The organism is Streptomyces sp. NPDC050121 (genome assembly GCF_044460385.1).
Classification (GTDB): domain Bacteria; phylum Actinomycetota; class Actinomycetes; order Streptomycetales; family Streptomycetaceae; genus Streptomyces; species Streptomyces soliscabiei.
The window spans coordinates 25,987-41,470 of the sequence record NZ_JBITJV010000043.1 but is presented as its reverse complement, the minus strand read 5'-3'; the positions used below and the strand labels follow the sequence as shown (position 1 = coordinate 41,470).

General features: G+C 72.8%; 7 protein-coding genes. All 7 read right to left on the bottom strand.

Annotated features, from left to right (window positions below; translation table 11 throughout):
* Nucleotides 1-266: 266 nt before the first annotated feature.
* Nucleotides 267-1,049, bottom strand: coding sequence for a glucose 1-dehydrogenase (locus ACIBTS_RS41135; RefSeq protein ID WP_399325940.1), 783 nt, complete (start codon nt 1,047-1,049; stop codon nt 267-269).
* A 159-nt stretch (nt 1,050-1,208) separates the two neighbouring features.
* Nucleotides 1,209-2,930: a 3-hydroxyacyl-CoA dehydrogenase family protein gene (locus ACIBTS_RS41130; protein ID WP_399325938.1), complete on the bottom strand. Its 1,722-nt coding sequence runs from the start codon at nt 2,928-2,930 to the stop codon at nt 1,209-1,211.
* Nucleotides 2,927-4,303 (bottom strand): crotonyl-CoA carboxylase/reductase, encoded by a 1,377-nt coding sequence (ccrA, locus tag ACIBTS_RS41125; protein ID WP_399325936.1) that lies wholly within the window; start codon nt 4,301-4,303, stop codon nt 2,927-2,929. The genes ACIBTS_RS41130 and ccrA overlap by 4 nt, the downstream gene beginning before the upstream one ends.
* 35 nt (nt 4,304-4,338) lie before the next feature.
* The gene (locus ACIBTS_RS41120; protein ID WP_399325934.1) at nt 4,339-5,559 is read right to left on the bottom strand and encodes a cytochrome P450; all 1,221 of its coding nucleotides are present in this window, start codon (nt 5,557-5,559) and stop codon (nt 4,339-4,341) included.
* A 62-nt stretch (nt 5,560-5,621) separates the two neighbouring features.
* A complete protein-coding gene (locus ACIBTS_RS41115) occupies nt 5,622-6,452 on the bottom strand; it encodes an LLM class F420-dependent oxidoreductase (protein WP_399325932.1) in 831 nt (276 codons plus the stop codon).
* Nucleotides 6,449-7,984 carry a class I adenylate-forming enzyme family protein gene (locus ACIBTS_RS41110; protein ID WP_399325929.1) on the bottom strand — a complete coding sequence of 512 codons (1,536 nt, stop codon included), beginning with the start codon at nt 7,982-7,984 and terminating at the stop codon, nt 6,449-6,451. Before ACIBTS_RS41110 ends, ACIBTS_RS41115 begins: the two co-directional genes overlap by 4 nt.
* 147 nt (nt 7,985-8,131) lie before the next feature.
* Nucleotides 8,132-15,418: an SDR family NAD(P)-dependent oxidoreductase gene (locus ACIBTS_RS41105; RefSeq protein WP_399325927.1), complete on the bottom strand. Its 7,287-nt coding sequence runs from the start codon at nt 15,416-15,418 to the stop codon at nt 8,132-8,134.
* Nucleotides 15,419-15,484 lie beyond the last annotated feature (66 nt).

The following is a 15,484-nucleotide window of genomic DNA, read 5'->3' as shown; positions in this document are numbered from 1 at the left end:
GGGGCGTCGCGCCCCGCTTGGCCGCTCCCGGCAAAACGGTTTGGGCGACACTGCGCGTACCGGCCGAAGACCGCTTGCACACCCACCCGGCGGCTCCCCGGCCGGCAGACTCGGCATGGGCGTACGGGCACAACGCCGAGTCGTTTCCGGCTACGTCTTCACGACGGCGCGACGGCCTCGGGTTGCTGTCAGAGGACGCCAGTTGCGGAGAGCGGGTCGCGGACCTCGGCCCTGGGCCGCGGCCTGCGTTGGCCGCCCCGTCACCCTCATGCCCGCTCGGAGCGGCCGCCGTCGATCGCCACCACCGTCGCGTTGATGTACGACGCTTCGTCGGAGAGGAGGAAGGCGGCCAGGGCGGCGACCTCGTCGGGGCGGCCGAACCGTTGCGCTGGAATCCTGTCGAGGGCCTTGTCGATCTCCTCCGGGGCGTGCCGGCGAAGCGCGTCCAGGTGGTTCTCCAGCATCGGGGTCAGGATGGTGCCGGGGGCCATGGCGTTGACGGTGACGCCGTACCGGCCGTACTCCACGCCCGCGTTACGCGTCAGACCGACCACGCCGTGCTTGGAGGCGTGGTAGTCGGATCCCAGGCCGTTGGCGCGGATACCGAAGAGCGACGCGGTGTTGAGCACCCGTCCGTGACCCTGTTCGCGCATGACTTTCAGCACGTGCTTCAGGCCGAGGAACACGCCGTCGAGGTTGATCGCGATGGTCCGGGCGAAGTCCTCGTGGCCGATGTCCTCGGTGCGCCGTTGCGTCGGCTCGACTCCCGCGTTGTTGAGGAAGCAGTCGATCCGGCCGTGGTGCTCGACGGTCCGGGCCACGTACCGTGCCACGTCCGCCTCCTGGCTGACGTCCGCCACGACCGTCCGTACCTCCGTGCCGGGCGCGGCCTCCCCCAGCTCCACCACGGAGTCGGCCAGGCCCCGCTCGTTGACGTCGACCAGGACCAGCCGGGCGCCCTCGGTCGCGAGCCGGACCGCGGTGGCGCGGCCGAGCCCGGAGCCGCCGCCGGTGATCAGGGCGACCTTGTCGGTGAACCTGTGCTGCACGCCGCTCTCCCTCACGCCGTCCGGACGGGCAGTGACCACAGCCCGTGGTGGAGCATGCTGGGGAACAGCCTCACCGCGTCCGCCATGTTCTTGCTCAACCGCGCTTCCGCCGGCAACCACGGGCTCACCCACCGCCCCGCCCCCTCGTCCTGAAGAGTTTCACTGCGATCTCAGTCCCTTCCGGTTCTTGCGTCCCAACCAGCCGGCCGTCACGAGTTGTTCGAGCACGGGCGACGGCATGAAGTCCGGCTCCCCGAACGCCTTGTACAACTCGGCCTGGATGGCCAGTGAGACGTCCAGTCCGATGGCGTCCAGCAGGGCGAACGGGCCCATGGGATGGCCGAAACCCCGCTCGATCGCCGTGTCGATCCCCGCGATGTCCGTGTCGTACCGGTTCAGCAGGTTCAGGGCGCGCCCCAGGTAGGGGAACAGCAGGTAGTTGACGATGAAGCCGACGCGGTCCCGGCAGTGCACCGTCGTCCGGCCGAGCCGCTCGCACACGGCCTGCGCGGTGGCGGCGGCCTCGTCGCTCGTGGCGTCGGTGCGGACGAGCTCCACCAGCCGCATCGCCGGGGCGGGGTTGAAGAAGTGCATCCCCAGGACGCGGGAGGGGCGTCCGGATGCCTCGGCACAGGCGGTGACCGAGAGGCTGGACGTCGTGGTCGCCAGCAGCGCACCGGGCTCGCACACCGCACCGAGCCGGGCGAACAGTGCGCGTTTGACGTCGAGGTCCTCCGCCACCGCCTCGATCACCAGGTCGCAGTCGCCCAGCGCACCCACGTCGTCGGCGCCGACCAGCAGATCCAGCGCGGCGGCTTTCGCCTGCGGCCCGATCCTGCCCCGGCGGACGGCCCGCACGAGTGACTCGCCGATCCGCGCCACGGCCTGGGACGCCTTGTCCGCGTCGCGCGCGACCAGCACCGTCGGGAAGCCCGCCGCGGCCGTGACCTCGGCGATACCGCGGGCCATGGTTCCCGAGCCCACCACGCCGACGCGACGGACATCGGCCGGTGCGGCGGGGAGACCGGCCGGGCGGTGGGGCTCTGCGGGGCGGTGGGGCTCGGCCGGCCGGCCGGCGTCGTACGCGTAGAAGCCGTGTCCGCTCTTGCGGCCGAGGCTCCCTTGGCGCACCAGCCGGGTCAGCACCGGTGCGGGTGCGAAGGAGTCGTCATCGGTGCAGGTCCACAGGCCGGTGAGGACGGACAGCGCCGTGTCGAGACCGATGCGGTCGAGCAGTTCCAGTGGCCCGAACGGCAGGCCGCAGCCCATGCGCATGGCGGTGTCGATGTCGTGCCGGTCCGCCTCGCCCCGCTCGTACAGGGTCATGGCTCGGTTGAGGTACGCGTACACCAGGGCGGTGGCGTCGGCCGCGCACCGGGAGTCCACGGCCACCGGCGTCAGGCCGAGCCGGGCGACCAGCTCGTCGACGGCGACGGCGGTGTCCGGTGAGGTCATGGGCGTGCGCAGGGCCTGGACCGGTCCCTGGGGCCAGGGCGGGATCAGGAAGCGCAGCCCCATCGTGTCCGCGGGGCGGCCGGAGGCGACCGCCAGCCGGGTCAGCGGCAGCGAGGACGTGGTGGTGACCACGGGGGTGCCGTCGGCGCAGAGGGTGTGCAGGCGGTGCAGCAGCTCGCTCTTCACGGCCTCGTCCTCGCTCACCGCCTCGATGACCAGGTCGGCTCTGCTCAGCTGGGCGATCTCCGCGGTGAGGTGAACGGGGGCGGAACCGTCGGCCGTGGGGCGTCCGTTCAGCCGGGCGAGGGCCGCGGGGTCGGAGTCGACTCCGATCACCTCGTGCCCGGTGTCCCGCAGCATGTCCAGCAGCGCCCGGCCCACGGTGCCCAGGCCGACGATCCCGACCACGGGCTTGTGCGGTGTCATGACCGAGGTGTCCCCTTCTCCGGCCGGGAGGCGACAGCCGTCTCCCGGAAGCGGTTGATGGCGTCGATGTGCTGGGCGCGCTTGTCGTGGTCGCGGACTCCGAGGCCCTCCTCGGGGGCCAGGCACAGGACGCCGACCTTGCCCTGGTGGAGGTTGCGGTGCACGTCGTGGGCGGCCTGCCCGGTCTCCTGAAGGGAGTAGACCTTCGACAGCGTCGGGTGGATCTTTCCCTTCGCGACCAGCCGGTTGGCCTCCCAGGCCTCGCGGTAGTTGGCGAAGTGCGAGCCGATGATCCGCTTCAGGGACATCCACAGGTAGCGGTTGTCGTACTCGTGGTTGTAGCCGGAGGTCGAGGCGCAGGTGACGATGGTGCCGCCCTTGCGCGTGACGTAGACGGACGCGCCGAAGGTCTCGCGGCCCGGGTGCTCGAAGACGATGTCGACGTCCTCGCCGCCGGTCAGCTCACGGATGCGCTTGCCGAACCGCTTCCACTCACGCGGGTCCTGGTGGTGCTCGTCCGCCCAGAACTCGTAGCCCTCGGCGTTGCGGTCGATGATCGCCTCGGCGCCCATGGCCCGGCAGACGCCGGCCTTCTGCTCGCTGGAGACGACGCAGATCGGGTGGGCGCCCCCGGCGAGGGCCAACTGGGTGGCGTACGAGCCCAGGCCGCCGCTCGCGCCCCAGATCAGGACGTTGTCGCCCTGCTTCATGCCGGCGCCGTTGCGGGAGACCAGCTGGCGGTAGGCGGTGGAGTTCACCAGCCCCGGGGCGGCGGCCTCCTCCCAGCTGAGATGGTCCGGCTTGGGCATCAGCTGGTTGGACTTCACCAGCGCGATCTCCGCCAGGCCGCCGAAGTTGGTCTCGAAGCCCCAGATCCGCTGCTCGGGGTCGAGCATCGTGTCGTTGTGGCCGTCGGACGACTCCAGCTCGACGGAGAGGCAGTGCGCGACGACCTCGTCGCCCGGCTTCCAGGCGTTGACGCCGGGGCCGGTGCGCAGGACGACGCCCGCGAGGTCGGAGCCGATGACGTGGTACGGCAGGTCATGCCGCTTGGTCAGCTCGCTGAGCCTGCCGTAGCGCTCCAGGAAAGCGAACGTCGGCAGCGGCTCGAAGATGGCCGACCAGACGGTGTTGTAGTTCACGGACGACGCCATGACGGCCACCAGCACCTCGCCCGGACCGAGTTCGGGCACCGGCACCTCGTCCACGTGCAGCGACTTGCGTGGGTCCTTGTCCGCCGAGGCCAGTCCCTCGAAGAGGCCGACCTCTTCCTTACGGAGGACCACGGCGCGACAGGACTCCGGGACGGCCAGACCGGCGACGTCGGCGCTGGTCGCGTCGCCGGAGAGGACGGCGCCGACGATGTCCTTCATGGGGTTTCCCCGCGCTGCCGACGGGTCGCCCACGGTCATCGCCGTGCCGTCCGGACGGGCAGTGACCGCAGCCCGTGGTGGAGCATGCTGGGGCGCCATGGCAGTTCCTCGGGGTCGACCGTGAGCGTCAGGGACGGGAAGTGCGCGAGCAGCCGCCGGAACGCGATCTCCCCCTCGGCCCTCGCCAGGGGCGCGCCGATGCAGTGGTGGATGCCGTGACCGAACGCCAGGTGCCCCTTCGTCGCACGGCGGACGTCCAGGCGGTCGGGGTCCGGGAAGCGGGCGGGGTCCCGATTGGCCGAGGCGAGCGCGATGAACACGAACTCACCGGCCGGGATGGTGACTTCGCCGACGGGTACCGGTTCGACGGTGCGCCGCCAGTGGCTGATGTTGGCCGAGCCGTCGTAGCGCAGGAACTCCTCGACGGCGCCCGGCAGCAACGCCGGATCGTCCCGTACGGCGGCCAGCTGGTCCGGGTTGCGCAGCAGCGCCAGCGTGCCGTTGCCGAGGAGATTGACGGTCGTGTCGAAGCCGCCGACGAACAGCAGTACGGCGAAGGAGATGATCTCGTCGTCGGACAGCCGGTCCGAGCCGTCGGCCGCGAGGATCAGCGAGCTGAGCAGATCGTCCCGGAGGTCGGTGCGCTTGGCCGTGACGATGTCGCTCACGAGCGTGAACAGCGCGTTCGACGCCTCCTGTGCGGCCTGCCGGTCACTGTCGGAGGTCAACACGGCGGTCCCGGCCGAGAAGTCCGCCCGGCAGCGCTCCGGTACCCCGAGCAGTTCGAAGATGACCGTACTGACCAGGGGGACCGCGAAGTCGGCGATCACATCGAACTCGACACGACCCTCCAACGACCCCAGCACCTCGTCCGCGATCTCCTCGATCCGCGGACGCAACCCGGTCACCTGCCGCATCGTGAACGCTTTCGCCACCAGCCCCCGAAGCCTCGTGTGATCCGGCGGATCCATGTTCACCATCGACCGGTTGATCACATGCGAGTAATCCCGCTGCCGGCTCATGTCACTCTGATGCCGCTCGAACAACTTCCCCGCGTCCGACACGTTCTTGCTCAACCGCGCATCCGCCAACAGCGCGCGCCCCTCCTCCCAACAAGTCACCCACCACACCTTCAACCCCGTCGGCATCACCACCTCATGCACCGCGCCCGACTCCCGCAACCGCGCGTTGACCCCATGCGGATCCCGCACGAACTCCGCACCCAGCACCACGGGCTCACTCGTTGTGGAACTCATCGGCTCCGCTCTCCTTGTCCCTGTCGATGGACTCTCGTTGTCTTGCCGGTCTGCCGGTCCGGTCAGCGCAGGCGGTCGCCGAGTTGCAGGGCGATCCGGTCGACGGTCCTGGTCATGCGGGCCGTGTCGAGGGGTCTGACCCAGAACAGGACGCGGTCGACGCCGACGGCCGCGTAGCTGTCGGCGTCACGGAGTTCGCCGCCGAAGAGGGTCACCGGGAGGGGCTGGTCGCTGCCCGGCCTGCGGACGGTCTTCTTGAACTCGGCGATGTGGTCGAGGACTCCGGGGCGGAGCATCGGGATCCACTCGTCGCCGTAGGCGAGGACGCGTTCGGCGACCCGAGGGCCGTTGCCGGCCACCAGGATCGGCGGGTGCGGCCGTTGGACGGGCTTGGGCCAGGAGGTGACGTGGTCGAAGTCGACGAAGTCGCCGTGGTAGGAGGCGATGTCGTGGGTCCAGATCTGTCGCATGGCCTCGACCCGCTCCCGCATGACGCGCCAGCGGTCGTCGGGGTCGGTGCCGTGGTTGCGCAGTTCCTGTTTGATCCAGCCGGGTCCCACCCCCAGGTGCACGCGGCCGCCGGAGAGGACGTCCACGGACGCCACTTCCTTCGCGGTGATGATGGGGTCGCGTTCCGGGACCAGCAGGATGCCGGTGCCGATCCGCAGGGTCGTGGTGGCCTGCGCCACCGCGCCCAGGGCGACCAGCGCGTCCATGCCCTTTCTGAACTCCGGCGCGAGAGCGGCGACGTCGTCCCCTTCGGGCGTGACGGCCGGGATATGGGTGTGGTCGGGCAGGAACAGGGACTCGAAGCCCCGGTCCTCCAGCAGGGCGCCGAACTCTCCGGGTGAAATGGCGTCCTGGGTGGGGAACATGACGAAGCCGAACTTCACGACGCGCTCTCCTCGGCCACCGTGCGGGACGCGTCTTCCCGGGCCGCCAGGTAGTCCGCCGTGAGCCGCTGACGGCCCAGCTTCCCTGTGGGCAGGACGGGGAGCCTGTCCACGGGGATGATCTCGCTGGGGTGCTTGTACGCGCCGATACGGCCGGACAGATGCTTCAACAGCTTGGGAGGGTCGACCTCTCGTCCCGGCTCGGGTTCGACCAGGGCGACGACGCGTTCGCCGGTGGCGGCGTCGGGCACGCCGAAGGCGATGGCGGCCGCCACGTCCGGGTGCGCGGACAGTTCCCGCTCGATCTCCAACGGGGCGATCGGATAGCCCTCGACCATGATCAGGTCCTTCTTCCGGCCGACGAACAACAGGCAGCCGTCCGGTCGTTGGCGGACGATGTCCCCGCTGGCGAGCCACTGCCGGCGGTCGAAGGGGTCCACTCCCGTCCCGTTCCAGGACCCGACGGGCCGGGAGGGGGTGCGGATCAGCAGCTCACCGGCTTCGTCCGGCTCGGCGTCGACCCTGATCTCCACGCCAGGCAGCGGCCATCCGATGGACGGCTCGTCGACTGCGTCGATCCGGGGCTGCTCGATCACGGGAGCGGCGGTCTCGGTCATGCCGTAGACGCCCGTCAGGGAGGACTTGAAGGTCTCGGCGAACTCCCGGCTGAGCTCGATCGGGCACGCGTCGCCCCCGGTGACGCAGCGCGTGTCCGTGAGATCGGGTGCCGGTTCGGCGGCGGCGCGGGCCTCGGCGAGGAGCGCGCGGTAGGTGGTCGGCGCACCGCCGATCCAGCCGAACCGGTGGGCGCGCAGCATCCGCAGGACGACGTCCGGCTCGTTGGTCGCGGCCAGGGCCAGCGGGGAGCCGCGGCGCAGCGAGGTGAGCAGGACGAGGACGCCCCACGGGTTGACCAGGTTGATCATGTAGTACGTGGCGTCGGCGCGACCGACGCCCTGGGCCTGCGTCAGACCGAGTCCGGCGTCGAGCGTCCTGTGGGAGAGCACCAGGCTCTTGGGGCGTCCCGTCGTACCCGAGGTGTAGAAGATGGCCGCGAGGTCGTCCGCGTCGACCTCGTCGGTGGCGGCCGGGGCATCGGCGAGGACATCGTTCCACGGGCGCGTCGTCGCGGTCGTGGCGGAGGCGTCCAGGATCCACGCCCGCTCGACGGCGGCGCTCTTCTCGGTGACGTCGGAGCACGGCCCGTGCACCGCGGCCTCGCCGAAGTAGAACCGGGGCGCGCTGTCGGTGATCAGCTGTTCCACCTCGCCGGCCGACATCTTGTGGCTGACCGGCACGATCACGGCTCCCACGCGCAGGCAGGCGTAGTAGACCGCGACCAGCTCGTACCGGTTGGTCAGGTGCACCGCGGCCCGGTCCCCCGTACGCACCCCCGCCGCCAGCAGGCCACCGGCGATCCGGTCGGCGAGGCCGAGGACGGTCGCGTACGACACCGCGCCGTCAAGAGTGACCAACGCGGGCGCGTCCGGCTGTCGTTGCGCGACCTGCTGGAAGACCGAGAAGACTGACATGAGTACCTCCGGTGGTACGCCTTGCGGGGCAATCGGGGGGCGTCGTCGGCGCTGGGGGTCACGACGGCGGTCGGTGTGTGCGGTGGGGGGTGGGTCGGCGGTCGGTGTGTGCCGGGGGGGCCAGCTGTGGTGCGGGCGGGGGTGGGGTCAGCTGATCGCGTCGGCCGTGGTGTGGGGGTCCAGCAGGCCGGTGAGGGTGTCGGCGGTCCGCGTGACGTACTCGGTGAGCAGGGTGAAGTGGCTGCCCGGTGTGGTGGTGCGGGCCGTGAGGTCCGGCCAGTCCCCGGCCCAGCCCTGCTCGGGGGCGGAGGGCACCTGCTCGGCGGCCTCGACGAGCAGGACGGGGGCGGTGAGTCCGGTCGGCCGCCATCCGCGGCCGAAGAGGTCGAGATACCAGCCCATGGCGGTGAGTCCGGTGTCGTCGTGGGTCCAGAACTCGCCCTGCGACGCCAGCCACTCCTGGAGGATGTCGGCCGACGCCGCCTCGGGGATGGCGCCGGGCGACAGGCTGTCGAGCAGCACCACGGCCTCGGGACGGATGCCGCCGGCCTCAAGGCGCCGGGCCGTCGCGTGGGCGGCGAAGCCCCCGGTGGAGAACCCGACCAGGGTGAACGGCTCACCCTCGACGCAGTCCTCGACGGCGGCGGCCAGTGCCTCGGCGACGGCGTCGACGGACGCGGGCAGTTGCTCGCCGTCGCGGTACCCCGGCAGCGGTACGGCCGCCACGTCGTACCGCCCGGCGAGCGCGCCGGCCAGCCGCTGGTAGGTGAGGTTCGCCGCGCCCGGGATGAACGGCTCCACGCAGATCAGTGCCGGCCGTCCCGCCCGGCGCAGCCAGGTCGCGGCGGGTGTGTGTGCCGGCTTCGGGGGGTGGGAGAAGGTGGGGCGCAGCCGTGCGGCCGCCGTCAGGATCCCGATGCCGTCGTGGGTACGGCCCAGGGAGACCGCCTGCCTCAGCAGCGTGCCGAGGCCTGCGGCCGTACCGTCGTGGTGGGCGGCCGGTGGCGCCGCGGCGGCGCGGGATCCGGTGGCGTCGGCCAGCCGGTCGTGGAGGTGGGCCGCGAGAGCGACGGGGGACGGGTGGTCGAAGACGACGGTCGCCGGCAGGGGGAGCCCGGTCGACGCAGCGAGCCGGTTACGGGCTTCCACGGCGGTCACGGAGTCGAAGCCCAGGTCCCTGAAGGCCGTGTCGGCGGGGATGGCCGTGGGGTCCGGGTGGCTCAGGACGGCGCCGGTGTGGCGGGTGACCAGGTCGAGCAGGAACCGTCGGCGTTCCGACTCCGGCAGTGCCGCGAACCGGTCGGCCGCCCCGGCGGTGGCCGACGGCCGTGCCGGGGCGGGTGCGAGGCCCGACAGCAGCGGTGTGGGGTGCTGCGCACGCAGCGTGTTCAGGTCCAGGCGTGCCGGTATGAGCAGCGGATGGTGGCTGTCGGGCCCGGTGCCGAGGGCGGCGTCGAGCCGCGCCAGTCCTTCCGCGGCGGACATCGGCACGATCCCGGAGCTCAGGAGTTGCCGGATCCCTTCGGCGCCGAGCTCCTCCCCCATCGCCGACCTCTCCTCCCACATGCCCCAGACCAGGGCGGTCGCCGGCAGTCCGTGGCGGCGGCGGTGGTGGGCGAGGGCGTCGACGAAGGTGTGGGCGGCGGCGTAGTTGCCCTGCCCGGCGAGCCCGAGCACGCCCGCCGCCGAGGAGTACAGAACGAACTCGGCGAGGTCGAGGTGCTCGGTGAGCCGGTGCAGATGCCAGGCCGCGTCGGCCTTGGGCCGCAGGACGCTGTCCATCTGGTCGGGGGTCAGTTCCCGGACGGCTCCGGGGTCCACCGTTCCGGCGGCGTGGACGACGGCCGTGAGGGGGTGGTCGGCGGGGACGGTGTCCAGGAGGGCTGCCAGGGCATCGGGGTCGGCGACGTCGCAGGCGGCGAGGGTGACGTGCGCGCCGTGTCCGGTCAGTTCGGCGCGCAGGCTCTCGGCGCCGGGGGCGTCCGGTCCGCGCCTGCCGACGAGCAGCAGGTGTCGGACGTGGTGTCGGGTGACGAGGTGGCGGGCGGCGAGGGAGCCGAGGGTTGAAGTGCCTCCGGTGACGAGGACGGTGCCGTCGGGGTCGAGGGGGCGCGGGACGGTGAGGACGATCTTTCCGGTGTGGGCCGCGTCCCGCATGAGCCGGATCGCCCGGGGAGCGTGGCGGACGTCCAGGGCGGTGACGGGCAGGGGCTGGAGGGTGCCGTCGTCGAAGAGTCCGCCGAGGCGGGCGAAGGTGCGCGCGACGCGGTCGGGACGCGTGTCGAGTCCGTACGGCAGGTAGCGCCTGCCGGGGTGGTCCAGGGCGGTCTGCCGGGGGTCGCGCGGGTCGGTCCTGCCGATGTCGACGAGACGTCCGCCGAGGGCGAGCAGGCGCAGCGAGGCGTCGGTCAGCTCGCCGCTCAGGCTGTGCAGGACGACGTCGATCCCACGGCCCGCCGTCATGGTGCGGAACCGCTGCTCGAAGCCTGAGTCCCGGGAGGAGGCGATATGGGAGTCGTCGAGGCCGAGGGCACGCAGGGTGGCGTGTTTCGTGGGGTGGGCGGTGGCATAGACGTCCGCGCCGAGGTGGCGGGCGATCTGGAGGGCGGCCATGCCGACCCCGCCGGCCGCCGCGTGCACCAGGACCGTCTCGCCGGGGCGCACATCGGCGACGTCGACGAGGCTCTGCCAGGCGGTGAGGAACGCGGTGGGCACGGTCGCGGCCTGCGCGAACGTCCAACCGCGTGGCACGCGGAGGAGGTTGCGGTGGTCGGTGACCGCCAGCGAGCCCATCGCGCCCTGCCAGGCGAGCCCCAGCACCCGGTCTCCGGGCCGCAGCCCCTGCACGCCGGGGCCGCACTCGGTCACCACTGCTGCCAACTCGCTGCCGAGCCGCCCGGGTTCGGGATACATGCCGAGGGTGAGGAGCACGTCGCGGAAGCTGACGCCGGCGGCGCGGACGGCGACGCGGACCTGTCCCTCCGTGAGGGGGGCCTCGGCCTCGGGGCAGGCGGCTAGGGCGAGGTCGTCCGGGCTGCCGGTGGACGGTTCGCGCAGGGTCAGCCGCCAGGCCGCTTGTCCGTCCGGCACGGTCAGGGTGGTGTCGGTAGCGGTCCTGGTCAGCCGGGGCACGCGCAACCGGCCGTGTCGCAGGGCCAGTTGCGGTTCGCCGTCGGCGAGCGCGGTGGCGAGTGCCGTGGGCAGGTACTGCCAGGAGGCCTCGTGGTCGTCGATGTCGAGCAGGACGAACCGGCCGGGATGCTCGGACTGGGCGGTCCGCAGCAGCCCCCACGCGGGCGCCTGGGCGAGGTCGCGGACGTCCTCCCCCGCCCCGGTCGCCACCGCGCCGCGGGTGAGCACCACCAGGGGCCGGTCCCGGGTCCGTTCGTCGGCCAGCCATTCCTGTACGGCGGCGAGGAGCCCCCGGGCCGAACGGTGTGCGGAGTCCGCGACGGCCGCGACGGCCGCGACGGGGTGCCCGACGCGCACCAGGACCGCCACGTCACCGTGCGGCCGGGTGGCCAGGGCGTCGACTGCGGGACCGATGCCGGTGTGGTGATGGTCCGCCCGCAGGTGGCGCGAGAGCGGGGCCGGGCCGTCCTCGGGGAGGATCCAGCAGACGTCGCGGGACGGCGGGTCCGCGGCCGGGGTCAACTCGCGCCACTCCAGGAGGTAGGGCGCCTGGCGCCGGGAGTGGGCCCGCCCGACGGTCTCCGCTGTGAAGGGCCGTAGCGTGAGCGAGTCGATCACGGCGACGGGCCGGCCCGTGTCGTCGGCCAGCCGGAGCGTGTGTTCGCTGTGCCCGGCCGGGGAGGTGGCGCGTGTCGTGGTCGACAGGTGGGCGCGCACGACGGTGGCGCCCGGTGTGAGGATCCGCATGCCGGCGATGGCGAAGGGCATGCGGGCCGGCTGCCCGCCCGTGGTGTCTGCCGCCGCCTCCACGAGGCAGGCCTGCAGCCCCGCGTCCAGCAGTGCGGGGTGCACGGCGAATCCCGGGTCGGCGGCGTCCTCGGGCAGGTGGGCCTCGATGTAGGTGTCGTCGCCGCGCCGCCACGCGCCCGTGAGGAGCCGGAAGGTGGGGCCGAAGTCGACGCCCTGCTCGGCGAGGCGCTCGTAGAGCGGGTCGAGGTCGACGGGGAGCGCGCCGGGGGGCGGCCATGCCGTCAGGTCGGGCCATGCGGGCACGGTGTCCTCGTGCGGAGCGAGCGTGCCGCCGGCGTAGTGGGTCCAGCCGGTCTCCGTGTCGGGCGCGTCGGAGTCGTCGGAGTCGTGGGAGTCGTCGGAGTCGTCGGAGTCGTCGGAGTCGTCGGAGTCGTCGGAGGGGATCCGGAAGTGGAGGTCGACGGGGTGCCGTCCGTCGGCCGTGGCCGCCCTGACACGCAGTTGGAGGTCGACGGAGGTGTTCTCCGGCAGGACCAGTGGGGTGTACAGGGTGAGTTCGTCCAGACGGCCGCAGCCGAGCTGGGACCCGGCGTGCAGGATCAGTTCGGCGGTGCCCGCGCCGGCCGCGACCGCGCTGCCGCCCACCGCGTGGTCGCGCAGCCACGGGTGGGTCCGCACGGACATGCCGCCGGTGAACAGCCAGCCCTCCCCGTCGGCGAGTACGGCCTTGGCGTCCAGGAACGGGTGCGTCACCGGGCTCAGTCCCCCGCCCGCGCCCAGCTGCCGTGGCGGTGGGCTGTGCAGCCAGTAGGAGCGGTGCTGGAACGGATAGGTGGGCAGTTCCACGCGGTCGGCGCGGGCGAGCAGCCGCGTCCAGTCGACCGGTGCTCCCCCGACGTGCAGACGGGCCAGCGCGGCGGTCAGGGCGCGCGGCTCGTCACGTTTCCTGCGCAGGGTGGGGATCCACGCGGCCGAGGACGTGCCGGCCCCCTCCGCGGCGCCGGGGCCGGCCTGGCCGAGCGCGGTCAGTACGGCGTCCGGGCCGATCTCCAGGAACGTGGTGATGCCCTGGTCCCGCAGCCGGGCGACGGCGTCGGCGAAGCGCACCGCACCGCGTGCCTGCCGGGCCCAGTACTCCGGCGAGCAGGCCTCCTGCGCGGACAGGGCGGCGCCGGTGAGGGTGGAGACGACGGGCACGGCGGGCGGACGGAGGGCGAGTCCGGCCGCCACGCGGGTGAGTTCGCCGAGGACGGGGTCGATGTGCGGGGAGTGGAACGCGTGGCTGACGCGCAGCCGCTGGATGCGGCGTCCGCGCTCTCGCCACTCCTCGGCGATGCGTACGACGGTGTCGTGGTCGCCCGAGATCACCGTGGCGGCCGGCGCGTTGACCGCGGCGACGGACACCCGGTCCTCGTGGCCGCGGAGCGTGGCCAGAACCTCCTCCTCGGAGGCGGCCACGGCGATCATCGCCCCCGTGGCGGGCAGCGACACCATGAGCCGGCCGCGCGCGGCCACCAGCGTGGCCGCGTCCGCGAGGGACAGCACCCCGGCGACATGGGCGGCGGCGATCTCGCCGACGGAGTGTCCGGCCACGAAGTCGGGGCGGGGCCCGAGGTGTTCGACGGTCCGCTGCAGCGCGACTTCCAGGGCGAAGAGGGCGGCCTGGGTGAAGTCCGTACGGTCCAGCAGATCGGCCTCGTCCGTGTCCGGCCCGGCGAACATCACGTCCTTCAGCGGGCGCGGCAGATGCGGGTCGAGGTGGGTGCACGCCTCGTCCAGAGCCTGGGCGAACACCGGGGAGTGCGTGTGCAGGGCGCGGCCCATGCCGGGCCACTGGGAGCCCTGGCCGGAGAACAGGAACGCGGTCCCGCCCGCCGGACCGCGCACCCCCTGGACGAGGCCCGCCCCGGCGGAGTCGCCTGCGAGGGCGTCGAGGCCGGCGAGCAGGCCGTCGCGGTCCGTGCCGGTGAGGACGGCCCGGTGGGCGAGGTGAGCCCGGGTGGTCGCCAGGGAGTGGCCGACGGCGGCGAGGTCTGTCTCCGGCGCTTCGTTGAGGAGTCGGGAGAGCTGGGCCGCCTGGGCGCGCAGTGCGCCGGGCGACGCGGCGGAGACCGGCCAGACGAACCCGGGCACGGTCAGCGCCGGCGGCCGGTCCGGATCCTGCGGTGGGGCGGTCGGCGGCGGGGCCTGCTCCAGGACGAGGTGGGCGTTGGTGCCGGAGACACCGAACGAGGACACCGCCGCGCGGCGGGGCCGCCCGGTGTCCGGCCAGGGGCGCTGTTCGGTGAGCAGCCGCACCGATCCCCTGGACCAGTCCACCCTGGAGGAGCGGGTGTCGGCGTGCAGGGTCCGGGGCAGCTCGCCGTGGCGCAGCGCCATGACCGTCTTGATGATCCCGGCGACCCCGGCCGCCGTCTGGGTGTGGCCGATGTTGGACTTCAGCGAGCCCAGCCACAGCGGCAGGTCCGCGGGGCGGGCCTTGCCGTAGGTGTTGATCAGGGCGTTCGCTTCGATGGGGTCGCCCAGTGCGGTGCCGGTGCCGTGCGCCTCCACCAGGTCCACGTCGGACGGGGTCAGGCCCGCGTTGGCCAGCGCCTGGCGGATGACCTGTTCCTGGGCGGGGCCGCTGGGCGCGGTCAGCCCGTTGCTGGCGCCGTCCTGGTTGAGGGCGCTGCCCCGGATGACCGCCAGCACCGGATGACCGGCCCGCAGCGCGTCGGAGAGCCGCTCCAGCAGGAGCAGGCCCACGCCCTCGGAGAACCCGGTGCCGTCCGCGCCGTCGCCGAACGCCTTGCACCGCCCGTCCGCGGCCAGCCCGCCCTGCCTGGTGAACTCGACGAACACCTCCGGGGTGGCCATGACCATCGCACCGCCGGCGATGGCGAGCGAGCTCTCGTCGGCACGCAGCGACTGGCAGGCCAGGTGCACGGCGGACAGCGAGGAGGAGCACGCGGTGTCCACCGTCACCGCCGGGCCGTTCAGGCCGAGCGTGTAGGCGATCCGGCCGGAGGCGACGCTGGGCAGGCCGCCCTGGAGGCGGTACCCGTCCGCGGCGGGGACGTGCCGGTCGATGGGGGGCAGGTAGGCCTGATGGGTGACGCCGACGAAGGTGCCCGTCCGGGTGCCGCGCAGGGAGGTCGGGTCGATTCCGGCGCGCTCCGCCAGCTCCCAGGCGGTCTCCAGCAGCAGCCTCTGCTGGGGGTCCATCGCCAGCGCCTCGCGATCGGATATCCGGAAGAGTCCGGCGTCGAAGCCGGCGGCGTCCTGGAGGAAGCCGGCCCGCCGGGGCCGCTCGGCAACGGCGCCGAGCAGGTCGTCGAGGTCCCAGCCCCGGTCGGTGGGGAACTCCCCCAGTGCCTCCCGGCCGTCGGCGACCAGCTGCCACAACTGCTCGGGGGACCGGACTCCACCGGGCAGCCGGCACCCCATCGCGACCACGGCGATCGGCTCCCGTGCGGCGCCGAGCAGCTGCTGGTTCGTCCGCCTCAACTGCTCATTGGCCAGCAGGCTGTTCCGCAGCGCCTCGACGATGTTGGCAGGCGGGTTGGTCACGGTCGGCTCCCTCTGCTCGGGGGACGTCGGTCCATGGGCGGGGTGCGCGGCACCGCCGGGGCGGTG